Origin of the sequence: Microcoleus sp. PH2017_35_SFW_U_B (assembly GCF_020737865.1) — a bacterium.
Taxonomy (GTDB): Bacteria; Cyanobacteriota; Cyanobacteriia; order Cyanobacteriales; family Microcoleaceae; genus Microcoleus.
Genome location: NZ_JAEQDE010000081.1, coordinates 1 through 25,940, shown reverse-complemented (window position 1 = coordinate 25,940; position 25,940 = coordinate 1). Strand labels below are relative to the sequence as shown.

Sequence of the window (25,940 nt, the reverse complement as noted above, 5' to 3'; positions counted from 1 at the left end):
TGCGGGTTTCATCTTAAAACTAATTGTTATTGTCTGACGGTGTTCAACTACTTTTTAGGAGCAAGAGCCTCATTACCAACAGTGGGACGTACCGATGCAGCGCTAGTTTTCAAAAGTGCGATCGCCTGCGCGTAGCAAGGATCGTCCTTCGTCGCAACCAACGTCGGTTTATTAGCTAATTTCAGCTTTTGTTCGTCGCTAACTTCCACCTTGACATCGGGAGTAACGCCCTTGTGACTGATATCCGTACCGTTGGGAGTATAGTAGTGGGCGATCGTCACCGCCAATCCCGAACCGTCAGACAAAGGATGCGTAGACTGCACCAAAGCTTTGCCAAAAGTTTGGCCGCCCATCACAGTGGCGCGCTTGTTGTCCTTCAGCGCACCGGCCAAAATCTCGCTGGCGCTGGCCGAGTTGTTGTCCACCAACACCACCAAAGGCTTGTTAGTGATTGCAGTGCGGTTGGCCCGCATTTCCTGAGAATCTCCCGCACGATAGACTGTACGGACGATCGCCCCAGAATCCATCCACATCTGCGCGATATCAATGCTCACCGACAGCAACCCGCCGGGATTACCCCGCAAATCCAACACAAAAGCGTCAGCTTTCTGCTCCGAGAGATTTTTAATCGCCCGCTGCATTTGTTCGCCCGCGTGGGAGCTAAACTCTTGCAAGCGGATATAACCGACATTCTTGTCAGCTTCCTTCTTAAGGCTGTAGCGAACCGCTGCTACCTCAATTTTCGCCCTAGTCAGAGTAATATCAAACTCGCTTTTGCCCTGACGAGCAATCCGCAGCGTGACTTTCGTGCCTTCGGCACCCCGAATTATTTGAGCCGCATCCGCGACAGTCATACCTTTGGTAGGTTTGCCGTCAATCACCAAAATCGTATCGCCAGCTTGAATCCCTGCCTTCAGGGCTGGGGAATTTTCCATCGGCTCAACTACCGTGATCGCTTTCGTTTTCTCGTCTTCTTCGAGCCTCATCCCCACCCCTGTCAGTTCCCCGGAGATTTGACTCTTCAGCGCTTCGTACTGTTTCGGATCCATGAAGCGGGTGTAGGGGTCTTTTAATTTTTCTAGGGCATTGCGGAGGGCAGTGTAGGCAGCTTCGCGAGAAGTATAATTTTTGCTGAGCAATTCTTGGCGGGTAACTTGCCAGTCAGTCTTGTTAAAGGTTGGATCGACATAATCTCGGTTCACAATTTGCCAAGCTTCGTCTAAGACAGCTTTGGGGCTATCTTGAAGTTCGGCGCGGACTGACTGACTCAGACTGGGAACGAGTAAAGATATCGAAGCGGTTGTTGCCATCGCCCCAGTGAACAGGGCTGCCTGTAACTTAGAAAAGCGTCTGCGGGCTTGATTCATTGAATTTTGGCTCAATTCTATTTTTGATTGTTGATTTGAGATTTAAAATTGCTAAAAAATCTCAAACTACCACTTAAACTATGTTGTGGAGGCCATAGCATCCCTTTGGATAGTTTAACCAGCTTTATAGTCGATCGCCAACCAATCATTACTCTATTTTAATAAACTTAATTTAAAACTTGGATTTAAATGTCTCATGGAAACTAAAATCGAAAATTTTTCGCGTAAGTGGTTGAGTCTGCTCGTTAATGGAGTTATCGGTGCAGCAGCGCTGGCTGGAGTCATTACCATGCAGTCGATCGGGCAATTAGGCGGAATGACCTCAGTTGGCGTTGAGGAGCAAAAGCCGCTCTCTGCAATATCTGCTGCTAGTTTCAAGCAAGCCGCCCAGCAAGAAGCCCAGCAAGAAGCCCTGCGGCTGAAAATGCTCAAAAATCTCCCTAGTTTTGGGTTTGACAATTTAATTGCAGATTGGACATTTCTCAAATTTTTGCAGTATTTTGGCGATGACGAAGCACGAAATGTGACCGGCTACAATCTGGGCCAAGATTATTTTGACATAGTTACCCAGCGCGACCCCAGGTGGGCTGACATCTACCTGTTTCTGTCAACAGCCGTTTCTTTTTATCAGGGAAAACCTGAAACTGCTATTAAGTTCATCGAGCGGGGTACTAACGCCTTGTCGCCGCAAATTCATCCCCAAGCGTGGATAGTGTGGCGAACAAAAGGTCTTGATGAGTTACTGCTGTTGGGAGACATTCCCGAGTCAATTCGCTCTCACGAAATGGCTGCTGATTGGGTGGAAAAGACCCAGGAGGGGAAGAAATTGGCGCCGCTTTTTCGAGCAACTGCTGAGTTTTTGCGCCGAGATCCAGATAGCGTGTCGGTGCGGTTTAATGCTTGGAGCACGGTTTATTATCAAACAACTGATAAGTTGGTGCGTCAAAGGGCAAAACAAGCTCTTGTTAAGTTGGGAGCTCGGGTGCAAAAAGATCGGGATGGAAAGGAAAGTTTTAGTTTACCTTCCAGAAATTAGGGTGCACAATGCAGGCTCCTGATGCTGTTCTGTGCAAATCTTAAAATAGTTTGATTTCTGTTTGAGTTAATTCGCGCCATTCACCGGGTTTGAGGCCTTCCAGACGCAAATGCCCGATCGCGCTTCTCACCAGCCGCAGCGTCGGAAACCCCACTGCTGCCGTCATCCGGCGCACTTGGCGGTTGCGGCCTTCGGTGAGAGTCATTTCCAGCCAAGCTGTCGGAATGTGTTTGCGAAATCGAATCGGGGGTTCGCGGGGCGGCAATTCGGGTTCTGCGGACAATAATTGCACTTTTGCCGATCGAGTCCGATAATCTTGAATGGTGACACCAGTTTGCAAACGGGCGATCGCGCCTGCATCGGGAACCCCTTCGACTTGCACCAAGTAAGTGCGGGGATGAGCGAATTTCGGATCGCTGAGGCGGTGCTGCATTTGTCCGTCATCGGTTAACAGTAGCAAACCTTCACTATCGCGATCGAGTCTTCCCACCGCATAAACATCAGGAATCGGAATAAAATCTTTAAGAGTGCTGCGTTTAGTTTCCCCTGAATGGTCAGTGAACTGAGTTAAAACATCGTAAGGTTTGTAAAATAAAATGTATCGATATGGCATAATAAATTAAATTAAAGATTAAAAAACTCCAATGGTCGAGATAATTTTAACATTAAGTAGATTCGGATGAACTAACATTCTGCGCCCAAGCAATCATCTATTTATGTGCAGGTTCGCGTGCATACAAAAACATTGGATTATTGTGGGACAGGCATCCTGCCTGTTCTTGAAAGTAGTCAAAATGCGAGCATCAATAAACTTAACTATATTTTACCACAAAGAATTGGTTTAAAGCCGGAACCCTTGTAGGTAGAAATTAAAAGAAGACTATTCATTACTCCAATCCTCGGACTGCCAGGTAGAGTTCGCCCTCATCTGTCAACTGTCAACTGTCAACTGTCAACTGTCAACTGAATGAATATGCCCAAAACCATTCACCGCGTTTGCATAGTCTTAGGAACTCGCCCGGAAGCGATTAAACTAGCCCCAGTAATTCAACTGTTCAAAAAATCGCCAAACTTTGACACCCAAGTAATTTTAACCGGTCAGCACCGAGAAATGGTCGAGCAAGTGATGCAGATGTTCGACCTGAAAGCCGATCGAGATTTAGCCATTATGCAGCACCAGCAAAGCTTGACAGATATCACTTCCCGGAGTTTGCATGGTTTGGAAGCCTTGTTTAAAGAGTTGCAGCCAGAAATCGTCTTAGTACAGGGAGATACAACGACAGCCTTTGCCGCTGCCTTGGCTGCATTCTACCAAAAAATACCCGTAGGTCACGTAGAAGCCGGATTGCGGACTGACGACGTGTTCAATCCCTATCCCGAAGAAGCTAATCGGCGGTTGATTTCGCAGCTCACACGGCTGCATTTTGCCCCAACAGCGCTGGCTGCGGATAATTTAGTGCGATCGGGCGTTTTGGGAGAAATTCACCGTACAGGCAACACAGTCATCGACGCTTTGCTATCTGTCGCCAAACGCGAACCCGAATGCAACATTCCCAACTTAGATTGGAGCCAACATCGCACCATTTTAGCAACAGTACACCGCCGCGAAAATTGGGGCAAACCATTAGCAGGAATTGCCAAGGCATTTATTCAAATCTTAGATAAATTTCCCGACACAGCCTTGCTCTTACCACTACACCGAAATCCCACAGTCCGGGAACCATTAAAAGCTCTATTGGGCGACCATTCAAGAATCTTTTTAACAGAACCATTAGATTACGCAGAATTAGTAGGAGCGATGCAGAGAAGTCATTTAATCTTGACAGATTCAGGCGGATTGCAAGAAGAAGCACCGAGTTTGGGTAAGCCAGTTTTAGTATTGCGAGAAACCACAGAAAGGCCAGAAGCAGTTTCCGCAGGCACTGCTAAACTTGTCGGTACAAATTCTGATACAATTACAGCAAAAGCCGCAGAATTGCTGAGTGATTCTAAAGCTTACGACGCGATGGCAATGGCAATTAATCCCTTTGGCGACGGCTTAGCCTCCTCCCGAATTTTGAAAATAGTTACAGACTACTTTTCGGAGTAAAAGTTAATCCTAAAAAAGGTTTGTAGTGAGGACTTTAGTCCGCATCCATCCGAGGACTAAAGTCCTCACTACAAACCAATATGATGGTGTTCATTCTAGGGAAAATGATATATAGCCTTTCTCAAAGAGATGAGGTATGACTGACAGCTTCTATCACCCTTAAACTAAGGATCGCGAATTAAATAATTTACACATATTTGTGGGATGGGCGTCCCGCCCGTCTAGAAAGGACGGGCGGGACGCCCATCCCACAAGAACAATAAAAACTGTAAGTTATTTAATTTTCATTCCTAAGAGGGCCCAAGCCCAACTACGTCCGCGAACCTTTCTGAGAAAGGCTATCATTCACGAGCGAATAGGGTTTGTAGTGAGGCCTTCAGTCCGCATCCATCCGAGGACTAAAGTCCTCACTACAAACCAATATGATTGTGGTCATTCTAGGGAAAATGTATAAATCAAGCTCAAATAGGGTGCGCCGAAGAGCACCTTACAACTATCAGTAATCCCCACCACCGCCACCACCCCCAGAGTCACCACCACCAAAGCTACCGCCCGAGTCGCTACTGCTGCTACTACTGTAATCGCTACTACTGCTACTGCTACTGCTACTGTAATCGTTACTACTGCTACCGTAACCGTTGGTGCTATTACCGCTGGTTCTATTACCGTAATGACGCCTGCGACTATTAGAAGAAGAGCGGGAACTGGACATAATAGACCGAATTATCCATCCTATCAATAACACAGGCAAGGCAAGGATTAAGAAAAATATGAACACGCCACCTGATGAGTTATCATCCGTAACAACTGGCGATTGAGCAGGTATTGGCGACGGTGTTACCCCTTGTCCTGGTACTATGGGAGCCAAAGGCAGCGTATTTTGAGATTGAGTATTTGCAGACGGTTGTACGCCTTGTCCTGGTACTATGGGAGCCAAAGGTAGCGCGTTTTGCGATCGCACATTTGCGATCGGAGTTTGCAAAACATTAACTAACGCCTTTGTCCCCGCCAATGTCCCCCCGTCAAAGTCTTGCTGTTTAAATTTGGGCGTAATTTCCGTTTGAATAATACTCACAGTTTTCGCATCCGGCAAAATGCCTTGAATCCCGGTACCAGTTTCAATCTGAACGCGGCGTTCCCCCGACGAAATCAACAATAAAACTCCGTTATTTTTACCTTTCTTGCCAATTCCCCAAGAGTTAAATAATTCTGTAGCAAATGCTTTGGGTGTCGCGGATGGCTTAGTATCAGGCACTGTCACCACTGCAATTTCTGAGCCATTTTTCGCCTCCAACTCCGCAATCACCTGATTTAGCTGAATTTCCGTGCTGTCGCTGAGAATATTTGCTTTATCTGTTACCCAAGTGTGATTTTGGCGTGGATTCGGTACTTCTTGTACAGTTATAGCTTGGCTGGCTACCGGAAATACAATTGCTGACAAGCACAGCAAACTGCTGAAAGTTATTAGTTTTTTCCTAGATTGTAAGTGCATCGTTTCAGTCTCGTGAATAAGTGCTAATTTGGAATTAAAATAGATATGTCCGCCTAAGTACCATTAAATAATTATCTCGCTTTTACGTCAATTCATATTATTCATAAGCTCGATTCATAAAAGTCATAAATTCAGGTGCTTGTGCGCCTTACATTTATACTGCTAGACGCGCAGGTGGCAAGAAACCGGGTTTTTAACCAAAATTTTTGCCTAAAACCGTCAATCTCGGTTCAAAAACCCGGTTTTTTAGTGGGCGAGTGTCGTCAACTAAGGAACGAAAATTTAATAACTTACACATATTTGTCGGATGGGCGTCCCGCCCGTCTTTTCTGGACCGGCGGGACGCCCATCCCAGAATAATTAAAATTGTAAGTTATTTAATTCTCATTCCTAATTTAGATATATTTAAGGAGAGGGAAGTTGTGGCTGAAAATTCCTGCTGCCTTTATAACCCGATAAGATAGCAATTTTTTCCAAAGATAGCCTACCAGTGTAATATTTACCGCGAATTTCCCAAGTGGGATAAGCTTTAATATTAGCTGCTTTGCACAAATCTGGTTGAGCATCTTTACCTCTGGGATCGCACTCAATGTAAGTAATCGCGGTAAATGCTGGTTGGCCGAAAAGTTCTTGTTGCGTGTGACAGTGAGGACACCAGTAAGCACCGAACATTCTAGCTTTGATAGTCTGCAAATGGGTTGCTAAAGCTATTTGATCTGGCACTGATTCGCTAGTAATCGGCGGGCCTTCTTGTTCGGTGACTGGCAATTTGGCAGGAGCTGGAGGGGGAGGAGGAGGGAGGGTTTGTGCTAAAGTTTGAGTGGATTTGTTGCTGAAACTGAACTGTGCAATTCCTCCGTCTGCTTTGGTACTGCCGAAAATGCCCAAAGTTAGGAAAATTGCGATCGCACAAAAGTTGAATTTGCTTAGTCTCATCTGGGATTTCATCTGGGATTTGCTAGGATTTTACCAGTTTGGGCGATCGTTTCTGCAACATCGCAATATTGACGGAATATCAAGTATATGCTATCTTATCAATAAATAAGTGGTAGCTCAAATGAGTATCACCCAAAACCCAGAAGCAGAGCTGATGAAAAAAATCCGTAGTTTACCGCCAGATAAAATTACGGTATTAAAAGATTTTATCGACTTCCTATTAACGCGAAGTGAAGCTGGTGTTCTAGTTGATACTGTGACCAAACTCTCAGAAGCAGCTTTTGCTAAAATTTGGGATAACCCAGAGGATGCGGAGTATGCGGAGCAATTGGAAGAATCTGCGGCTCTCTATGCAGAAATCTATAAGGAAGATACAGACTTGCAAGAATTGACGGAGTATTGATATTACGAAGCGATCGCCCTTTCCCATTTTATTATTAAAAAATTAGTGGTTATGAGACTTGACAAAAAATGGCAAAATCTGCCATATTAAAAATAACGAGTTAAATGAGGTAAGTAATACCCGTGACAAGCATGAATATTTCTCTACCTGACTCAATGCGAACTTATATAGAAGCACAGGTAGCCCAAGGTGGTTATAGTACAGCTAGCGAGTATTTCCGTGAGTTAATTCGCCAAGACCAAAAACGTAAAGCTTCAGAACGTTTGGAAGCGATGTTATTAGAGGGTTTGGAATCGGGAAATCCTACCGCTATGACGGAGGAAAATTGGATGGAGATTCGTCAAGCTGTGCGATCGCGTATTTCCCAGAATCAGGGGTTGCAGGGAGAAAAATGACCTCGATCCAAAAACGTCCGCAAGTTATCCGCGATTTAATTGAATTGGCAACTTACATTGCGGAAGATAATATGGATGCTTCCGATCGCTTTCTTGTCGCGGCGGGAGAAACCTTTAAACAATTGGCCCAAACGCCGAAAATGGGAAAACGCTGTCAATTTTCTCATCCGAATTTAATCGATGTGCGACAATAAGCTATTAAAGGTTTTAGGAGATATCTGATTTTCTACCGTCTCATAGACTCAGAGGTAGAAATTTTGCGCGTGATTCACGGAGCACGGGACATCGAAGATATTTTTGATAATGTTGATGAGAATGAATAAATCTTTAGTCTTGAGATGGGAAGTTGAAGAGCGATAGCCCTTCTGGATTGTTAGAAAGGGCGATCGCTCTTTTTTGACCACAGATGGACGCAGATTAACGCGGATGTCAGAAGGTCGATCGCTCGTTTGATGAATTATGGTCGATCGCCTTTCTGAATTATCCTGAGAAATGGCGATCGTTCCCTATTTCCTTTGCGAAGATTCTACCAGTTCTGATTCCTGAAGACGTTGCGATAATAGGCAATCTTCAAAGCTGAAAGCTTCTGAGTCTAGAAAACTAGCGATCGCCATTTCGATCGCAGCTTCCAGAGAGCATTCTAGCTGCGTAGCTTTTTCCATCAGGGCGACTTTCACATAGTCCGGCAAATGGGTCATCAGCGAATGAATAGCGGATGGTGGCAAGTGTTGGATGTTGAGGGTATGATTCATTGTTCTCTGGGGATTTTAACGTTGTAGGGAGGATTTGTAGCTTGCAGGATGAGGGTTTCTAATTCATATAATAACCCTGGTTTTTGCCATTGGTTGAGGGTAACAAAGGCGATCCTTACATCATCTGGATCGTAGCGATCGAGCCAGCCCCAGAGAAAGGCTTTGTGACCGCCTCGGAGTCGATCGCGGAGGTTCTTGGCTTTGCCGATGTAGAGCAATCCTTCGGTGCGATGTCGAAAGGCGTACAAACCAACTTTAGCAGGAATGGTGTCGAAGTCGCGGCTGAGGGGATGGCATCGATCGAAGGGGGTAAAGGCGAGAGTGTCGAGAATTTGGCGGGCTTCTTGCTGGATGGGGGTGGTCATGGAAATTGGGAGATGGAAGCGGTTATTCCATCCTACAAGCAGAAGCGAGATCCATTTTGGATAGTTCCAAAATGGATCTCGCTTTTATTTTTGGTGAGAGTTAGCGTCGGGCGATCGCTATAATTCCAAATAGCGCTGCAAAATCTCTTGAGCTTGGGAAAATAGCTCGGATTCCAATTGGCCGACTTGCTGTACTAATCTCGTTTTGTCGAAAGTCATGAGATCGACACAGACTAGCAAACTGTCTGCATCTAAACCATTTTGTGGGGATGCGGGTACTAATATTACAGCAGCAGAAATCCGAGGATCGTGAGCACGAGCGGAGGTAAACGGCAAAACAGTCACTTTGCTGCGTCGCTCGTTAAACAACGTACCAGAAATCACTAATGCCGGTCGCGTTTTGCGTATTTCTGTTCCTACTGACGGATCGAATCTAGCTATCCAGATACTTCCCAGTCGGTAATCGCTTGAGCTTGCCATTCCTCATCCCATCCTAAATCTAATTCGTCAATTAGCTTACAAGCTTCTGCTAAAGCTTGGTTTTCTTGTTGTTTTCGCCATTGTTTTAAGAGAGATTCGATCAAAGCACTGGGGTTTGGCGCTTTTTGATTGACGTATGTGAGTAAGTCATCTGGCAAGCTGATAGAGATGTTGCTCATTGGCTAATCAGAATAGTATTTTGGGATCATTTTAGCAATAATTGGCTGAACTGACAATTATTTGTGAGTTGAATGCAAAATAAGGGCGATCGCCCTTCTGAATTGTTAGAAAGGGCGATCGATCTTTTTTGACCGCAGATGGACGCAGATTAACGCGGATGTAAGAAGGGCGATCGATCGTTTGGTGAGTTATGGGCGATCTGCCTTCAGAATATGGGAGAGAAAGGGCGAGGGATCATCCGACTATCTAAGAACTTTATTTTGTGCTTCCCAAAAAGCTTGTAAAGGACTCATTGTTCTTGCTGTTAGTTCATTAATTGCAGCTTTTGCTTGGGTTACACCAGGTGAGAGGACATTTAGAGCTGCATTTTTATCTGATGTCGTTGCAACAGTTAAATGAAGGTGAGGAGCCATCCCTCCTATAATCCCAGGACTACCAATAACTGTTTCCTTAGCAGTCACTGGTTGATCAATTTTACTTTTACCCGATGCTAGATGTAAGTACCACCAAAAACGATTGACACGTTTTCCGTCTACCTTTTCCTGAACACAAATAGCCCTTCCGCTACCAGGTCCATAGTCAGAGATGTCTTGAACAACTATGCCATCAACTGGCGAGTGAATCACATTTGTGGTCGAAGCTGACATATCAATCCCAGAGTGAATCCAACCAACTTTATTGCCTATTTTTGCTTTCTCGATGTAGCCTTTGTCATAAGCATAACCAGCGTCGGATTCGAGCAAGCTACCTTTGAAAATTGCCTTGGAAAGATCAACATACATTTGACGTACTTTTTGACTGCGTTCAATCGTCTGAAGTTCCGAGTATAACTTAGAGTTATTCTTCGGATCTTCTTGATTAGAATAGAGAAAAGAATCACCTGTCTGCAAATCCCACCAACGATCGTCACCTAAGATTGGCTGATTAGGAACAGATATAGATGGCACAGATACAGATGGCTTACCATCTCCTTCTCTGTATGCGATCGCCTTAACGCCATTCCAGGAAATGTAACCCTTCTCAAAGTATTGGATTAGCGTTCCATCCCCTTGGCCCTTTTCTGCACTCTTCGGAGCGCCCAACCAGCCATCCAATCCACCTGTTTTCAAGAATTCCTGACGTATGGCACCATAAAGCGGGAAAGTTCCATTTTTACTGCTAACAATTGACCCTTTGTCAAATGTCTGATAGCTCACGCCATTATAGTTGATGACATCAGAAGTCGGATTGCCCAGTGTTCCTTTAGAATTCTGGAAAACTGGATAAAAATTGCCACCAATCGTGTGCCCGTTGAGAAAAAATTGATTGGGCTTGGATTGATTGGGCTTGGATTGATTGGGCTTGGATTGATTGGGCTTGGATTGATTGGGCTTGGATTGATTGGGCTTGGATTGATTGGATTGGAATTAGCTGGAGGCAGTAATGGGGGGTTTCCAGGCGGGTAGCCCTTCGTGTATGCACTCGGTACCCAGTAAGATTTGCCGTTTTGATTTATCCGAAACCACAAAGCATCTGGCTTTTGTGTGGTGAGATCCGGGACTATTTCCCCGTAAGTCCAAGCATCGAAAGTGAAAGTCTGACCTTTAGATCCAATACTCACATTGCTACGATCGTTAAAACTAGGGCTATTGCGTAGATTCACACCAGTAGTTGACCAAATAATCGATGTAAAACTTCCTGTTTTTATGTCATAAGTCGCCCTTTCCCAAGGGGTAACTTTTCCTTCTAAACCCCAAGTTGTCGGACTCAAGAAAGGACTAGGCGTGTAACTTTGCGGCTTTGTTTCCTTCGCCACTTGCACAGCCTTATTCAAATTCACCACCCCAAAACCCGTTTCCTCATCCCATCCGGGCTCCTTCAAATCGATCGCACTTCCAGTCAAAACATCGATAACCTGAGTCACACTCAAAGCAGGATTGCTATCCCAAACCTTAGACAACATTCCCGCCGCCTTAGCTGCGGATGCCGAAGTTCCCGACATTTGACCGACATCATCGCCAACAGTCGATAAAGTCGGATTTTCAATTGTTCCACCGGGCACTAAAATATCCAAACCGTAGCCGTAACTCGAATAATCCGATCGCCCAAAACCATCCGACGAACCAACCGTGATAATATTGTCAAACTCCTGAGAAGATTGACCCAAAACCGACATCACACCGCCGTCATTACCAGCCGCTACAACCAACAGCACCCCATTTTGACGCGCATTTTCCAAAGCCGCACGCTCCCGCGCTGTAAACTCGTAACGAGTAGTAATGCTACCGTCAGCATTCTTTTGAGTTAAATCCAGGGGAAGAAGTGCGATCGCATTCTTCTTCTTTTGTCCCTTCGCTTCACTTACAAAATCAGTTAAAGCTAAATCCCATTCCCCCGAACCAATTGCCCGACTTAGGTAAACATTCGCCCCATCGTTGTAGCCATCAATCCCGATATCATTCCCTTGAATTGCACTTACTAAACCCCAGCTAAACGTGCCGTGTTCGTTCCCTTCTCCAGCATTTAACAACGGGTTGCTGTCTTTGTCGATGCGATCGCGCCCCAAGGTCACTTTAGAATAATCCAAATCGGGATTCTTCGCAGCAAACCCAGTATCGATGATGCCTACAAAAGTGCGATCGACCGTTGGCGCCACACTGATAGGGATAGGCGCTTCAGTGTCGATCGGTTGTTCAATTACAGGCAGTTTTGGGTCGATCTTAGGTGGTTGTGAAGGAGTTGGGGGGGCGATCGGAGGTTTTACTCTTACAGGCGGTGCGATCGCAACTGGCGGTACAACAGCAGGCGGTGTTGTCGCAACTGGCGGTGTTGTCTCAACTGGCGGTACAACAGCAGGTGGCGTTGTCGCAACTGGCGGTACAACAGCAGGCGGTGTTGTCGCAACTGGCGGTGTTGTCGGCGGTACAACAGCAGGCGGTGTTGTCGCAACTGGTGGCGTTGTCACAACTGGTGGCGTTGTCGGCGGTACAACAGCAGGCGGTGTTGTCGCAACTGGCGGTGTTGTCGCAACTGGCGGTGTTGTCGGCGGTACAACAGCAGGCGGTGTTGTCTCAACTGGTGGCGTTGTCGGCGGTACAACAGCAGGCGGTGTTGTCGCAACTGGCGGTACAACAGCAGGCGGTGTTGTCGCAACTGGCGGCATTGTCGGCGGTACAACAACTGGAGGTGTTGTCGGCGGTACAACAACTGGTGGCGTTGTCGCTACAGGCGGAGTTGTCGGCGGTACAACAACTGGCGGAGTTGTCGGCGGTACAACAACTGGTGGCGTTGTCGCTACAGGCGGTGTTGGAGTGACATACTCGATCAATTTCTTGCCGCCATCGAGTTTAGTCCAATCTTTGCTCTTATCGATCACTTTGTCGATCGACACAGCCTTACCAGTCGCACCAGTCAACTTGAAAACTAAATCGTTGTAATCTTTATCAGAACCCCGATCGACTCGCTGATCTTCCATCGCAAATGCCTTGCCGGTGCCAGTCACATCTGCTATTTGACCAAACAAAAAAGCATCATCTGGATTCAGGCTAGATAAAGATAATAACGGACGTTTGTCACCGTCCGCACCCGGATTGTTAAAGATATCTCGCACAGTACCATTTGGTACTAACATCACCGCAAAAGCATCTCCCGGTTTCATCCCAAATTTTTTCGCGCCACTGTACTGTCCCTCGTTATAGTTTTCCTCTCCTAAACCGCCGTTAAATAGCGGATTTGCACCTTCTATGGAGTCAGAAATTACGACGTGACCAAAGGTAGAATTTGTCAGAGCTCGTCTTGCTGATTCTTTGATAAATTCCTCAGAATTAGGATCGAAGTTCTCCATACCTTGTACGCTAAAAATGGCAACTTCACCTTTATAATTGCCGCCGTCATGTAGCCAGTCAAAACCAACTTGACCAGTTGAATCGGGAGTGAAGAAACCGGAGGTAACGCCTAAGCCTGTCAGCGGATCGACTTTTCCGTCTGGGGTTAAAGTAACTTGATAATTTGTATCGCGCGAAGGTGCAGAGATTTTTAGTGCATAATTTGTTGCGCCCAAATTATCGATGCTAAAAGTGCCCGAATTTGTGCCGTTGGTTTCGATATCTTTGACGACTTTTCCCTGAGTGTCGAGAAGCTGCATCCCAACAATGGAACTAAATCCGACCGCCGTAACTCGAAAGCTACCCGGATTCAGCCGATTAAAACGATAGGTGTCTGTGGGGTCAGTTTTACCTGCGAAGTCGATCGAGATATAGTTGTCGCTTAAATTGCCGATCGATATATTAGACATGGTGCACCTTGATTAATCCAATAATTTGGGCTGACATTTATCTATCAGAGGTGCGTCGGAGTTTTTATGCGAAGTTTCTGTTTTTGTAATATAACTTTACACAGAGGGTGGGTCAAACTCGCTGAACTTCCGCCGCTACTTATCTATCTGGAGTGCGTCGGAGTTTTTATGCGAAGTTTCTGTTTTTGTAATATAACTTTACATAGAAGGTACGATCGTCAGAAAAGCCAGTCTTGAACAGGCAAGATGCCTGTTCCACAATCATTATTGGAGAGGCTTAGTGGACTTATTTAACCCACGTAGGTGGGTTTTGTTTGTGTAGGCGCGGTTTCCAACCGCAGGCTAAAAAATCTCCCCAACAATCATTCCCGCCAATATGACAAACCCAACCCAAACATTTTGGCGAAAGATTTCACCGTAAACAGGCTTGGGAATATCGGCTTTTCGCAGTTGACTGTACTGCAAAAACCACAAAATTGCCGCCGCACAAATTGCTATCCAAAAACCGACGTGCAAGTGCAGATTAATTCCCATTGCTGCTAATAAACCTACAGTACCAACAAAGAAAAAACCCACAGCATTAGTTACGTTATCCCCGAAAAAGATAGCGCTAGAATTGACGCCCACACGCAAGTCATCTTCTTTGTCGCTCATTGCGTAAACTGTATCAAATCCCATCGTCCACAAGACTACCGCGCCCCACAGCAACCAAGTTGCTAATTCTAATTTATTGACGGCGGCACTCCAACTAATTAAAACTGCAAATCCCCAGGCAATTGATAACACTAATTGCGGCACGGGAAAAAATCTTTTTGCTAGCGGGTAACAGATAATTACTGGTACGGCGGCGACACACAGCCAGAAACTTAAAGGATTGAGATAAAAAGCGAGAATGGCGGCGCAAGCAAAGGAAATTACAGCGACTCCGATCGCAGTTTGCACTTTTAGGGCGCGGGATGCAAGGGGGCGCGATCGCGTTCTTTCTACTTCCGGGTCAATATCGCGATCCCACAAGTCGTTGATGACGCATCCCGCCGCACTCGTGGCTAAGGTACCCAACACTATCACCCCTACCAATGCGGAGGGCGGCTTTCCGTCTGCTGCTAAAAAGACGGCCCACAGGGCTGGAATCATTAAAATTAGCCTTCCTGCTGGCTTGTCCCATCTCAACAGCCGGATGATAGTAAGTAGTGTAGATTCAGATTGGCGATCGGGCTCTATAAGCATTTCAATTCTAGATTTTAGATTTTTAGCTTTAAATTCTATCAAATTTTAGGCAAAATCACCTACTATAGCGGTTCTCAAAAAAGTGATGTATGTCCCGATGCCCTCTTTGCCCCATGCCCGATGCCCCATGCCCGATGCCCTATGCCCTAATTCCCGATTTTTGCTGATTTAAGATCGCGCCTCACTGGATTCGTGAAATAATCATAAATATCTGTCAACCCCGATACACTCCAATGGTTAATTCACTTGCTGCTGCGGAGTCAAATCGCATTATTGCCGCTATTGATATGGGTACTAACTCGTTTCATATGGTGGTGGCGCGGATCGATCCGAAATTGCCTGCGTTTGCGATTATTGCTAGAGAAAAAGATACGGTTCGGTTGGGTGATTGTGAGGCTAAAACAGGGTGTTTGAAGTCTGAAGTGATGGAAAGGGCGATCGCAACTTTGCGCCGTTTTCAAGATATTGCTAAAACTTTTAATGCTGAACAAGTCATCGCTGTGGCTACCAGTGCAGTTCGAGAAGCGCCTAACGGGCGGGATTTTCTCAAACAAGTTGCTGACGAATTAGACTTGAATGTGAGCTTAATTTCCGGACAAGAAGAAGCGCGGAGAATTTATCTCGGTGTTCTTTCGGGTATGGAATTCAACAATCAATCGCAGGTGATTATTGATATTGGTGGCGGTTCTACTGAGTTAATTTTAGGAGATAGTTCTGAACCGCGCTGTCTCACCAGCACCAAAATTGGTGCTGTGCGCTTAACAGGAGAATTTGTCAAAACTGACCCGATTAGCCGGGAGGAGTTTGCCTATTTGCAAGCTTATATTCGGATTTCGCTGGAAAGACCGATCGACGAATTGCGATCGCAATTCAAGATAGGCGAACATCTGCGCTTGATCGGAACTGCGGGAACCATCGAAACTCTGGCTGCAATTAACGCTCGCGAAAAGTTGGGAACAGTTCCGAGTCCGCTGGCTGGATATCAGTTAAGTTTAAAAGATTTGCGCGAGCTAGTCAATCGTTTCCGCAAACTTTCCTACTCCGAAAGGCTAGCAATTCCCGGAATGTCGGACAAGCGGGCGGAAATTATTCTCGCCGGGGCGTTGATTTTGCAGGAAGCGATGGCATTATTAGGTATGGAATCCCTCACGGTGTGCGATCGATCTTTAAGAGAAGGCGTCATTGTTGACTGGATGCTAAGTCGGGGTTTGATTGAAAACCGATTGCGCTATCAAGGTTCAATCCGCCAGCGCAGTGTTCTGCACATGGCCCAAAAATATCAAGTTAACTTACAACAAAGCGAAAGAACCGCCGAATTTGCACTCAATTTATTCGACCAAACCCAAGGAATTCTGCACAATTGGGGAAGCGAAGAACGCGAGTTGCTGTGGGCGGCATCGATTCTGCATAACAGCGGTTTGTACGTCAGCCATTCGGCGCACCACAAGCATTCTTACTATTTAATTCGCAATGGTGAATTATTGGGATACACTGAAACTGAGATTGAAGTAATTGCCAATATAGCTCGTTACCACCGGAAAAATCCTCCAAAAAAGAAACACGAAAATTTTGTCATTCTCCCGAAAAAATACCGAGAAGTCGTTAGTAAATTGCATCCATTTCTGCGGTTGGCTGTGGCTTTGGATAGGCGGCAGATTGGGGCAATTACTGATTTCAAATGCGAACACCGCCCGGAAGTTCGAGAGTTTCACTTGCGGCTGCAACCGCTCAATCCCGGTGACGATTGTGCTTTGGAACTGTGGAGTTTAGATTATAAAAAGCCGTGTTTTGAGGATGAGTACAATCTGAAATTAGTGGCAACTTTAGAGCCTACTTTGGTGGCAGTTTAAATAGGAGGTAGAGCAACTGTAGGGTGCGTCAGGCAAAAATTATCTGTATGTCGTCAAAACATTTAGTCCTGACGCACCCTACAATAACTAACCGTAGGGTGCGTCAGCCGAAGATTCTCTGTCTATCGTTTAAAATTTTTACAACAGACGCACCCTACAATGAGTTGCCAATTTCAACATTTTCAACATAAAATAGACAAATGTCAAATCCCTTGCTTTCCCTCAACTACGAACCCGCCCTCGAATCCCTCGGTGGCGACTACTTTGATGAAGTCCCGGCGGCAGATTTTCCGCAGCACATCCTCCGCTTCCGCAACGACCAATTATTGCCGACATTGGGCTTAGATCCGGCACAAGTAACCGACGAAGATTTCATTCAAGCATTCGGCAAATTTCACTGCGTGCGTCCCTTTCTCGCACTCCGCTACCACGGCTATCAATTCAACGAATACAACCCGAATTTAGGCGACGGTAGAGGCTTTTTGTACGGCCAAGTTCGCGGTACTGATGGCAGACTTTACGACTTCGGCACTAAAGGTTCCGGCCGCACTCCCTACTCGCGCAGCGCTGATGGTAGACTCACTCTCAAGGGGGGAGTTCGCGAAGTTTTGGCGGCTGAAGCTTTGCACCGATTGGGAGTTCGCACGTCTCGCTGTTTTAGTTTGGTTGAAACGGGTGATGCTTTGTGGCGGGGCGATGAACCTTCTCCGACGCGATCGTCCGTGATGGTGCGTTTTAGCCACTCTCACATCCGCTTTGGCACTTTTGAAAGGCTAAATTATATCCGTCGCCCGGACTTAATTAAAAAACTTTTAGATTTTGTCATTGAATATTACTATCCTAAACTGCATCTAGAAGCTAGCACTTCTGGTGTTTCATCGGAAGAAAAGTATGCGCTATTTTATGCGGATTTAGTCAAGCGTGTAGCCGAATTGGTCGCTCAGTGGATGGCGGCAGGTTTTTGTCATGCGGTGCTGAATACTGATAATATGTCGATTACTGGTGAAAGTTTTGATTACGGGCCTTTTGCGTTTATTCCGACTTATAATCCGAAGTTTACAGCAGCTTATTTTGACTATTATGGTCTTTATGCTTACGGCAATCAACCGTTTATTTGTCACGGGAATTTGGAGAAGCTTCAGCAACCGCTAGCAGCGGCGATTCCTCAAGCTGATATGGATGCTGCTTTGGCTAAGTTTGGTGGGTATTATAATACTACTTACCGACAGTTGATGCTGAATAGGTTGGGATTTGAGGATTTGTCTGAGGCTGATGGTGATGAGCTTTTGAAGCTGACAATTAAGATGCTGGCGGAGTCTCAAGTTGATTATCATGATTTCTTTTTTCAATTGCGAAGACAGTTTAATCGCACTTGGCGAGATGATGTCAATCAAATTTTTAGCGAGGCCGAAGCGACGGAGTTGTTAGCACCTTGGCGGGAGTTTTATTGTCACGTTTTGCAAAGTTTATCGGCGGATGATATGGATAAGATGGCGGACAGGTTGCGCCAGCACAATCCGGAACAATCGCTGTTGAGGCCGACGATTGAGGCTGTTTGGGAACCGATCGCTCTTGAGGATAATTGGCAACCTTTTTATGATTTGGTTGAGCGAATTCAAAATCCAGAAGGTTAGTAAGGTATGTTGTTGCGCTTTAGCGCTCTTTTGCATATATATATAGAAGAAAGAGCGCTGAAGCGCAACAACGTACCTAAGAATTATTTGAGTTTGTCAATCTCAAATTGTGCGTCTTTGTAACCGCCGGTAAGTCCTTGATCGAGAAAGATTTTGCCTGCTTTCTCGAAATCGCTAATTGCTCCTGCTTTGTCTCCTAACGATCGCCTAACCATGCCTCTACCGTAGTAAGCACCAGCATAATTCGGATTGATCCGAATGGCTTGCACGTAATCGGCGATCGCACTATTGGAATTATTTAACTGCTGGTAAACCTTGGCCCGATTGGCGTAAGCTTCAGCATCGTTGGGATTGAGCCCGATTGCTGCGGTAAAATCGGCGATCGCCCCCTGTGTATCTCCCCCGGCACTGCGAGCTAAACCGCGATTGCTGAAAGCATTATAATCCTTGGGATTTAGTGTTGTCGCTTGAGTGCAATCGGCAATTGCTTTCGGGTAATCCTTCAAATTTAAATAAGCAATACAGCGATTGTTATAGGGAACCCCATCTTCCTCGCTTAGCGAAATTGCCTGAGTGCAATCGTCAATTGCGGCTTGATGCGCTCCTAAATTCAACTGCGTGCTGCAACGATTCGCGTAAGCATCTCCACTCTTGGGATCGATCGCAATTACCTGACTATAATCCGCCAATGCTCCCTGATAATCTCCTAGGTGAAAGCGCGCTCTCCCCCGACTGTACAAAGCATCCACATTCTGAGCATCGAGCTTAATTGCCTCAGTATAATCTCCAATCGCCCCCTGCAAATCGCTGCTCCCAGCCCGAGCCAACCCCCGCGAATGATAAGCTTTAACCAAGTTCGGCTGCAACCGAATTACTTCAGTCAAATCCCCAATAGCCGTCTTGTAATCTTGCATTTCTAAATAAGTCACTCCTCTTTCATAGTAGGCATCAACATCGTTGGGCTGGAGCTTCAAAACCTGAGTGTAATCCTCAATCGCTCCGCGCTTATCGTTGAAATCGCGACGGGCCAGCCCTCGGTTAAAATAAGCCTTAAAATATTGAGGATTGAGAGCGATCGTCTGAGAATAATCGGCAATTGCTTCTTGATATTTTTTTAAATCATAATTAGCATTACCCCGCTGATAAAAACTCTCACCATTGTTAGGATTTAATTGAATTGATTTGTCAAAAGCCTGCAAAGCTGCTGCCGCATCTTGATTGCGAGACTTTGCTACTCCCTTTTCGTAATATTCCTTGGCTTTGATCGGATTCGGGCGGCTGCAATAATTAAACAGAAATACCATAGCAATCGCCCCGCAGCCAGCGAATATCAGCCACCAAAACCGACTTCCCAAACCTGAAGAAAAAGTATTGGAAGACAGTAAGCTCGACGGAGAAATATTTTTATTTTGAGCCGTATTTCCAGGCTCTTGGCGGTGTTTCAGCTTGCTGAGAGCGGCCAAAACTTCCTCAGCCGATGGATAGCGTTTGCTAAATTGGTGGCAGACCATTTTGTCAATTATATTTGCCAGTGCCTGAGAACATTGAGCTCGGTTTCGCCAAACAATTTCCCCAGTGTGAGAAGGACTCGGATCTTGCAATTTTGGCAAATCCGTACCGGGCAAACCAGTGATAGCTTGGATCGCCATCATCCCGACGGCATAGAGGTCGCTGCTAAATTGCGGGTTGCCTTGAAATTGTTCGATCGGCATATAAGCCGGAGTTCCCGTCGCAATGGTGCGCGGAAATTCTGTATCGTACTCGCTGGCGTGATTGGCAACTTCTTTAACCGAGCCGAAGTCAATTAAAACTAATTTGCCGTCTGGTTTGCGGCGGATTAAGTTGGAGGGATTAACATCGCGGTGAATCACTCCCTGAGAGTGTACGAAGGCAAGAACTTTTAACACTTCTTCCAACAGATCCAGCACTCTTTCTTCGCGCCAAGGTTGACCGGCCACAATTTCCCGATTGAGGGCGTGGCCGGGTACAAATTCTTCTACGAGGTAGAATTGATTGCTTTCTTCAAAATAAGCTAGTAAAAAAGGAATTTGATCGTGTTTTCCCAGTTTTTCTAATATTTCTGCTTCTTGTTTAAATAATCGGTAAGCTGTTTTGAGAACTGTGGAAGTGTTGCTGGGAGGGCGCAGTTGTTTGACTACACATTGAGGGTGACCTGGGCGGCGAGTATCGACTGCTAAATAAGTTTGTCCGAAGGCTCCCGAGCTGAGGATTTGGACTACGCGATAACGCCTGTCTAAAAGTTGACCAACCATGTTCATATCGGAATTTGAGAAGTGGTAATTGGTAATTGGTAATTGATAATTGCGAATTGGTAACTGGGAAGGGGGAGTTGGTAATGGGTAATTCGTAATTGGTGATTTTTGCTGTTTCCTTTTTTGTTCTTGATTTTTCATTTTTGCTAATGACATTTGACAGTTGACAGTTGACAGTTGGCAGTTGGCAGTTGACGGTTGACGGTTGACGGTTGACGGTTGACGGTTGATAGTTGGCAGTTGGCAGTTGGCAGTTGGCAGTTGGCAGTTGATAGTTGGCAGTTGATAGTTGATAGTTGGCAGTTAACAGCTTGCCCGAAGAGCGCAAAAGAAGGGTTGACAGTTGAGTGTTTAGGGAGCATCTCTGTTTTGCATTTAATAGTGCGAGCGTCCCCGCTCGCGAGTCCTGGAATAGTCGCGAGCGGGGACGCTCGCACTATAATAAAAAATGCTTTTTTCAAAAATGAGATGCTCCCATTGTTTACCGACTACTGACTACTGACTAATAACGTTCGCGAGCGGGGACGCTCGCGCTAATAACCAATAACCAATAACCAATAACCAATGACTAATGACTAATGACTAATAGTTTATTTAGAATCTTTGATCTGTGCTTGTGCGTTTTGAAAACCATCGGCTCTTCCTTGTTCTAGAAACAGTGTTGCAGCTTTCTGAAAATCCTCGATCGCCCCAGCCCGATCTTTGAGTTGGCGGCGGACGAGACCTCGGCTGTAAAAAGCGCTAGCATTGTTGGGGTTGAGCCGTAGCGACTGAGCGAAATCCTCAACCGCTAAAGGGTAATTTTTGAGTTCTGAGTAAATAGTACCGCGATTGCTGTAAGCTACTGCATCGCTGGGATTGAGCTTAATTGCTTGAGTGAAATCTTCGACGGCCCCCTGCTTGTCTCCCGAAGCCGATCGAGCTAATCCTCGATTGCTGTATGCTTTGGGATTGTTGCTGTTGAGTCCGATCGTCAAACTGCAATCTTCGCTGGCCTTTTGAAATTGCTTTAAATTCAGATGAGCAATGCAGCGGTTGTTGTAAGCTGCTTCATCTTTGGGATCGAGGCGAATTGCTCGGCTGCAATCTTCAATCGCTTTGTCGTAGGTTGCTAAATTTAAGTAAGCGCTGCACCGATTGGTATAAGCATCAGCTTGGTTTGGTTCCAATTCGATCGCCCTACTGTAATCTTCCATCGCTCCTTGATAATCTGCTAGATTAAAGCGCGATCGACCGCGACTGTAGTAAACCCCAGCTTCCTTGGGGCTAATTTGAATCGCTTGGGTAAAATCCGCCATTGCTCCGGTTTTGTCGCCGTTGGCCGATCGAGCTAAACCCCGATTGCTGTATGCTGTAGCATCGTTGGGATTGAGCCGAATTGCTTGAGTGTAGTCTTCAATTGCCGCGCGGTAGTCTGCCAAATCGTAATAGGCTAAACCCCGCTGATAATATATGTCACCGTTGTTAGGATTGAGCCGCAATACTTGGGTAAAATCTTCCACAGCCCCCCGCTTGTCGCCGGTGTCGCGGCGGGCGAGAGCTCGATTGTAGATGGCTTTGGTGTGGCTGGGATTGACTTTAAGTGCTTGGGTGTAATCGGCAATTGCTTGCTCGGTGGCGCCCATGTCGTAGCGAGCGTTAGCCCGCTTGTAGAAAGTTTCGGCATCGCTGGAATTGAGGGCGATCGCTTGAGTATAATCGGCGATCGCGCCTGTTTTGTCACCTTGCTGCGCCTTCGCAACACCGCGGGCGAACAATTCTTTTGCTCTCGCCGGACTTTGACTGTGCCAAAAGTAAATTATCAGTGCTGTCAATATCGAAGCTGCGGCTATGGCTGCAAACAGCAACAGTTTGGTTGGGCGCTGTCTCGGCTGAAATTGATTTATCGTGTCGGTGATGATGGTGGCTGGCGATCGCCCAGCCTCCCATTTTACCGTGATTTGTTCGAGGTCTGCCAAAACTTCGGTGGCTTCCTGATATCGTTCCTCGTAGTTTGAGAGTGCCATTCGATCGATAATATCTGCTAGGCCTGCCGAACAAGTCGCCCGATCGCGCCAGGAAATTTCGCCTTTGTGTTGTAAGGCACTTAGTTCCTTCGGTGAGAGTCCCGTTACCGCAAGCTGGGCGATCGTACCTAGAGCGTAAATGTCGCTATTGTAGCGGGGGTTGCCCATTGATTGCTCGATCGGCACATATAATGTTTCAGCAGCTAACTCCGGTTTTTTTCCCAAAGGCTTTTTAACAGAATTTGGGGATGTTGGCGCCAACAAATGAGAATTAACGAGCTCCGGGTTAATTTCTTTGTCTAAGCTAAAGTCAATCAACACAAATTTGCCGTCTGACTCGCGTCGAATTGTTCTGTCTGGTTGAATTCGGCGGTGAATGAAACCGTTGGAGTGTATAAACACCAAAACTTCTAATATGGATGATAGCAAAGCAATTACTTGGTCTTGTGCCCAAGGTTCACCGGGTATAAGTTCTTGGCTTAAAGGTTGACCGGCAATAAATTCTTCTATTAAGTATAAACTTTGGTTTTCCTCAAAATACGCCAATAATTCGGGGATTTTGTCGTGTTTACCCAATTTTTCTATTATTTCTGCATTTCTTTGAAATATAATTTTGACTAATTCTGGAGTTTGCGAACTGGTGCCGAGGAGCCGCATTTCTCTAACCGTGCATTGCGGATACCCGGGACGGTGAGTATCTGCTGCTATATAAGTTTTTCCCACTTCACTTGAGTCTGTGACTTTAATGATGCGGTAACGTCTGTCGAGAAGTTGACCAATCATGCTCTGCCCTCTACCCTGTTAATGTTCGATTATCGCATACAATCATAAAAACAATACGGGATGCGGGAAACGAGCGAGACTTCAGTCCTGAGAGGGAAGCGGCACGAGGGAATGAGAGTCCCCGTCTTCTTTCTTTCTTTCTTTCTTTCTTTCTTTCTTTCTAAATTTTGTTGATGAACCTTGAGATATCTAGTATAATAGCTGAAAGCAGACAAGTCAACCAATATTCAGGAAAACAGAGGTGAATAAAACCAAAAAAACAATGGGAGTTCAGCAAATATTACTGTCTCCAACCAAAGAAGTTCAAGCCTTGTTAGAGTATCTCTGTCAACAATCAGGTAAACTGTATAACAGTGGTGTTTATTTAGCTCGTCAGATTTTTTTCAAAACAGGAAAATTGTTGACTGGAAAATTTGACTTATCTTTTGAACCATCAGTTACAAAATCAATGGTTGCTAAATCATTGCCATCAACACCAATGCAGCAAACATTGATGTCAGTAACAGAAGCCTTCAAATCTTTTAAATAATTAAGAGATTTATATATCAAAGGTCAATTACATTTTAACCCCAAGCCACCGGGATACCTGAAAAACTCTAAGTTGTTTAAAGTAGCTTATCCCAATTCTGGAGGTTTAAGACCAAAACTTGTTGGCAATCAGTTAAGGTTTTCCTTGGGTTTAACAGTAAGGCGATGGTTTGGAGTTTCTGAATTCTTTTTGCCTATGCCATCGAATCTTGATTTTTCTCAAGTGAAAGAGTTTACAATTCTCCCGAAAAATGGTTATTTTTACCTGGAAATGTCCTACGAGGTTGAAAAACAACAACATAATTTAGACATTGGTCAAGCATTGTCAATTGACTTAGGAACTTCTGACAATTTAGCAGCTTGTGTCGATACGCTGGGAAACTCTTTATTGATTGATTCTCGTGCAATGAAAGCGATGAATCAATTGTGGAACAAGAAAGTAGCAACTAGAAAAGAAGGAAAACCAGAAGGTTACTGGGATAATTGGCTAGACCGTGTAACTCGCAAACGCAATCACCAAATGCGTGATGGCATCAATAAATCTGCAAAGTTAATTGTCAACCATTGTCTGAAATACGGAATTGGCACACTGATAGTTGGGTGGAATGAAGGCTTTAAGTCTAACAGTAATCTCGGTAAACTGAACAATCAAAAATTTGTTCAAATGCCTTTAGGTAAGCTAAAAAATAGGTTGAAAGAACTGTGCGATTTGCACGGAATCAGATTTCTTAAAACCGAAGAAGCATATACTTCAAAAGCTAGTTTTCTTGATGGTGACTCCCTACCCAAATATGGTCAAAAACCAACTGGGTGGAAAGCATCTGGAAAGCGGATTAAACGTGGCTTATATCAGTCAGATAATGGTATAATTGTGAATGCAGACTTAAATGGTGCTGCCAAGTGCGATTCGTTCAGTCGAAACCGAGAAATCGGGGGATGACTGGCTTCTACAGGGTAATCCATCAGGATTGAGGAAAGCACTTTAATCCCTTGTAGATGATAACTTAATAACCTTGCAGGTGAGCGTCAGTATCCTAGAAAGCGTCAAATCCTGCCCCTCAGACGTAGAGGTGAAAGCATATCCCCCACTGTAGAGACTAGCCATCAATCGGTGAAGCGGGGATAAAAGCGGAAAGAGCTACTAGCCTAAAAAGTGGTATCCCGTGAGCAAGTTCCTATGGATAACGAAAGTGAAGTCACTGCCTGAATCACCGTTACTCCGAACCAGCGAAATAAGGCTTCTTGCGCTGGTAGTCCCAAAAGGGCATTAGTACAGGGTGGTATGAGGATTTTGCCCGACATACCTACGTTACCCAAAAACTCGGTGAAAAGGTGACATCCTAATGGAACAAACCAAAGGTTATGAGGAACGAAGTAACCCACCTGATTACTCTCGGAGAGGTCGAATACTCCGAGCAGTCAGCTAAGACGAAACCTCTGGATTATCCAGGTAACAGGTGGTAGAGATTGAGTCAGAAGCCAACGCCTCACTGTAATGGTGAAGGATATGCTAACGGACTCACGGTAATACGGATGGTATAGCTACAATTCGCAATGTAAATGTCATGAACACGGCAATAAAACCGATGTATGAATGGAGCGATATCAACTGGCGAAAGCTAGAACGTAACGTCTTTAAGTTGCAAAAACGGATATATCAAGCGTCTAATCGTGGTGATGTCAAGCTAGTACGCAAACTCCAGAAATTGTTGATAAGTTCTTGGACAGCAAGAGCATTATCGGTTCGTCGGGTAACTCAGGATAATCAAGGGGTGCGACGTGAAGTCGTACATTAGGCGCATCTGCGCTGAATAACTGGAGAGCCGCCTCTCCCGGAGAACTCTCTCTCTCCGTCCCCACATAAAAGAGTG

The 25,940-nt window shown here is 45.5% G+C and carries 24 protein-coding genes and 1 pseudogene; 10 read left to right on the top strand and 15 right to left on the bottom strand.

All coding sequences use genetic code 11. The features are described 5' to 3' along the window. Window positions 1-47: 47 nt before the first annotated feature. Window positions 48-1,367, bottom strand: coding sequence for a carboxyl-terminal processing protease CtpB (gene ctpB, locus JGK36_RS22235; RefSeq protein WP_293178632.1), 1,320 nt, complete (start codon window positions 1,365-1,367; stop codon window positions 48-50). A 196-nt stretch (window positions 1,368-1,563) separates the two neighbouring features. On the opposite strand from ctpB, the gene JGK36_RS22230 reads away from it, so the two are divergent. Next, window positions 1,564-2,403 (top strand): hypothetical protein, encoded by an 840-nt coding sequence (locus JGK36_RS22230; RefSeq protein ID WP_293178635.1) that lies wholly within the window; start codon window positions 1,564-1,566, stop codon window positions 2,401-2,403. A 40-nt stretch (window positions 2,404-2,443) separates the two neighbouring features. Here JGK36_RS22230 and JGK36_RS22225 read toward each other — a convergent pair whose 3' ends face one another. After that, complete coding sequence (locus JGK36_RS22225; protein WP_293178638.1) at window positions 2,444-3,016, bottom strand: pseudouridine synthase; 573 nt, start codon at window positions 3,014-3,016, stop codon at window positions 2,444-2,446. A 360-nt stretch (window positions 3,017-3,376) separates the two neighbouring features. On the opposite strand from JGK36_RS22225, the gene wecB reads away from it, so the two are divergent. Then, window positions 3,377-4,492 carry a non-hydrolyzing UDP-N-acetylglucosamine 2-epimerase gene (gene wecB, locus JGK36_RS22220; RefSeq protein ID WP_293178641.1) on the top strand — a complete coding sequence of 372 codons (1,116 nt, stop codon included), beginning with the start codon at window positions 3,377-3,379 and terminating at the stop codon, window positions 4,490-4,492. A gap of 496 nt (window positions 4,493-4,988) precedes the next feature. Here wecB and JGK36_RS22215 read toward each other — a convergent pair whose 3' ends face one another. Further along, entirely contained in the window at window positions 4,989-5,984 is a 996-nt protein-coding gene (locus tag JGK36_RS22215; protein WP_293178644.1) for a YgcG family protein, read from the bottom strand. 405 nt (window positions 5,985-6,389) lie between these two features. After that, on the bottom strand, window positions 6,390-6,920 hold the full coding sequence (locus JGK36_RS22210) for a hypothetical protein (protein WP_293193497.1): 531 nt from the start codon (window positions 6,918-6,920) through the stop codon (window positions 6,390-6,392). Window positions 6,921-7,041: 121 nt separating this feature from the next. On the opposite strand from JGK36_RS22210, the gene JGK36_RS22205 reads away from it, so the two are divergent. The 3 genes from JGK36_RS22205 (at window position 7,042) to JGK36_RS33955 (ending at window position 7,912) form a co-directional block, all read left to right on the top strand. Beyond that, window positions 7,042-7,323: a toxin-antitoxin system, antitoxin component, Xre family protein gene (locus JGK36_RS22205; protein WP_293193498.1), complete on the top strand. Its 282-nt coding sequence runs from the start codon at window positions 7,042-7,044 to the stop codon at window positions 7,321-7,323. A gap of 131 nt (window positions 7,324-7,454) precedes the next feature. Next, window positions 7,455-7,718 carry a type II toxin-antitoxin system ParD family antitoxin gene (locus tag JGK36_RS22200; protein WP_293178653.1) on the top strand — a complete coding sequence of 88 codons (264 nt, stop codon included), beginning with the start codon at window positions 7,455-7,457 and terminating at the stop codon, window positions 7,716-7,718. Beyond that, window positions 7,715-7,912 carry a type II toxin-antitoxin system RelE/ParE family toxin gene (locus tag JGK36_RS33955; RefSeq protein ID WP_293313341.1) on the top strand — a complete coding sequence of 66 codons (198 nt, stop codon included), beginning with the start codon at window positions 7,715-7,717 and terminating at the stop codon, window positions 7,910-7,912. The genes JGK36_RS22200 and JGK36_RS33955 overlap by 4 nt, the downstream gene beginning before the upstream one ends. Before the next feature lie 312 nt (window positions 7,913-8,224). Here JGK36_RS33955 and JGK36_RS22190 read toward each other — a convergent pair whose 3' ends face one another. The 7 genes from JGK36_RS22190 to JGK36_RS22160 all read right to left on the bottom strand — a co-directional run bounded on the left by JGK36_RS22190 (window position 8,225) and on the right by JGK36_RS22160 (window position 14,995). Continuing rightward, complete coding sequence (locus tag JGK36_RS22190; protein ID WP_293198317.1) at window positions 8,225-8,470, bottom strand: hypothetical protein; 246 nt, start codon at window positions 8,468-8,470, stop codon at window positions 8,225-8,227. Then, entirely contained in the window at window positions 8,467-8,835 is a 369-nt protein-coding gene (locus tag JGK36_RS22185; protein ID WP_293178658.1) for a GIY-YIG nuclease family protein, read from the bottom strand. The genes JGK36_RS22190 and JGK36_RS22185 overlap by 4 nt, the downstream gene beginning before the upstream one ends. 117 nt (window positions 8,836-8,952) lie before the next feature. Then, window positions 8,953-9,315, bottom strand: coding sequence for a type II toxin-antitoxin system PemK/MazF family toxin (locus JGK36_RS22180; RefSeq protein WP_293178661.1), 363 nt, complete (start codon window positions 9,313-9,315; stop codon window positions 8,953-8,955). Beyond that, window positions 9,273-9,494, bottom strand: coding sequence for a hypothetical protein (locus JGK36_RS22175; protein ID WP_293193499.1), 222 nt, complete (start codon window positions 9,492-9,494; stop codon window positions 9,273-9,275). Before JGK36_RS22175 ends, JGK36_RS22180 begins: the two co-directional genes overlap by 43 nt. Before the next feature lie 243 nt (window positions 9,495-9,737). Further along, complete coding sequence (locus tag JGK36_RS22170; protein ID WP_293193500.1) at window positions 9,738-10,691, bottom strand: M23 family metallopeptidase; 954 nt, start codon at window positions 10,689-10,691, stop codon at window positions 9,738-9,740. After that, on the bottom strand, window positions 10,688-13,768 hold the full coding sequence (locus tag JGK36_RS22165) for a S8 family serine peptidase (protein ID WP_293201101.1): 3,081 nt from the start codon (window positions 13,766-13,768) through the stop codon (window positions 10,688-10,690). The genes JGK36_RS22170 and JGK36_RS22165 overlap by 4 nt, the downstream gene beginning before the upstream one ends. A 342-nt stretch (window positions 13,769-14,110) precedes the next feature. Next, window positions 14,111-14,995, bottom strand: a complete 885-nt coding sequence (locus JGK36_RS22160; RefSeq protein WP_293198322.1) for a 4-hydroxybenzoate solanesyltransferase — start codon at window positions 14,993-14,995, stop codon at window positions 14,111-14,113. A 233-nt stretch (window positions 14,996-15,228) separates the two neighbouring features. Here JGK36_RS22160 and JGK36_RS22155 point away from each other — a divergent pair, with 233 nt between their 5' ends. Continuing rightward, entirely contained in the window at window positions 15,229-16,845 is a 1,617-nt protein-coding gene (locus JGK36_RS22155; RefSeq protein ID WP_293178679.1) for a Ppx/GppA phosphatase family protein, read from the top strand. 200 nt (window positions 16,846-17,045) lie between these two features. Then, window positions 17,046-18,479: a YdiU family protein gene (locus tag JGK36_RS22150; RefSeq protein ID WP_293193502.1), complete on the top strand. Its 1,434-nt coding sequence runs from the start codon at window positions 17,046-17,048 to the stop codon at window positions 18,477-18,479. Between the two features lie 83 nt (window positions 18,480-18,562). On the opposite strand, the gene JGK36_RS22145 is transcribed toward JGK36_RS22150, so the two are convergent. The 3 genes from JGK36_RS22145 to JGK36_RS22135 all read right to left on the bottom strand — a co-directional run bounded on the left by JGK36_RS22145 (window position 18,563) and on the right by JGK36_RS22135 (window position 23,541). After that, window positions 18,563-20,893, bottom strand: a complete 2,331-nt coding sequence (locus JGK36_RS22145; protein ID WP_293193503.1) for a serine/threonine-protein kinase — start codon at window positions 20,891-20,893, stop codon at window positions 18,563-18,565. A 5-nt stretch (window positions 20,894-20,898) separates the two neighbouring features. Beyond that, the gene (locus tag JGK36_RS22140; protein ID WP_293193504.1) at window positions 20,899-21,114 is read right to left on the bottom strand and encodes a hypothetical protein; all 216 of its coding nucleotides are present in this window, start codon (window positions 21,112-21,114) and stop codon (window positions 20,899-20,901) included. Between the two features lie 228 nt (window positions 21,115-21,342). Beyond that, window positions 21,343-23,541, bottom strand: a complete 2,199-nt coding sequence (locus JGK36_RS22135) for a tetratricopeptide repeat protein (protein ID WP_293198325.1) — start codon at window positions 23,539-23,541, stop codon at window positions 21,343-21,345. Window positions 23,542-23,782: 241 nt separating this feature from the next. On the opposite strand from JGK36_RS22135, the gene JGK36_RS22130 reads away from it, so the two are divergent. The 3 genes and pseudogenes from JGK36_RS22130 to JGK36_RS22120 form a co-directional block, all read left to right on the top strand. Continuing rightward, window positions 23,783-24,070 (top strand): hypothetical protein, encoded by a 288-nt coding sequence (locus tag JGK36_RS22130; protein WP_293178691.1) that lies wholly within the window; start codon window positions 23,783-23,785, stop codon window positions 24,068-24,070. Between the two features lie 15 nt (window positions 24,071-24,085). Continuing rightward, complete coding sequence (locus JGK36_RS22125) at window positions 24,086-25,009, top strand: RNA-guided endonuclease InsQ/TnpB family protein (RefSeq protein ID WP_367120252.1); 924 nt, start codon at window positions 24,086-24,088, stop codon at window positions 25,007-25,009. A 625-nt stretch (window positions 25,010-25,634) separates the two neighbouring features. Next, window positions 25,635-25,841: pseudogene (locus JGK36_RS22120) on the top strand (reverse transcriptase N-terminal domain-containing protein); the annotation flags it as partial. Here JGK36_RS22120 and JGK36_RS22115 read toward each other — a convergent pair. Further along, a partial coding sequence (locus tag JGK36_RS22115; protein WP_293198329.1) for a hypothetical protein occupies window positions 25,750-25,940 on the bottom strand: 191 nt, incomplete at its 5' end. The pseudogene JGK36_RS22120 and the gene JGK36_RS22115 sit on opposite strands and share 92 nt — an antisense overlap.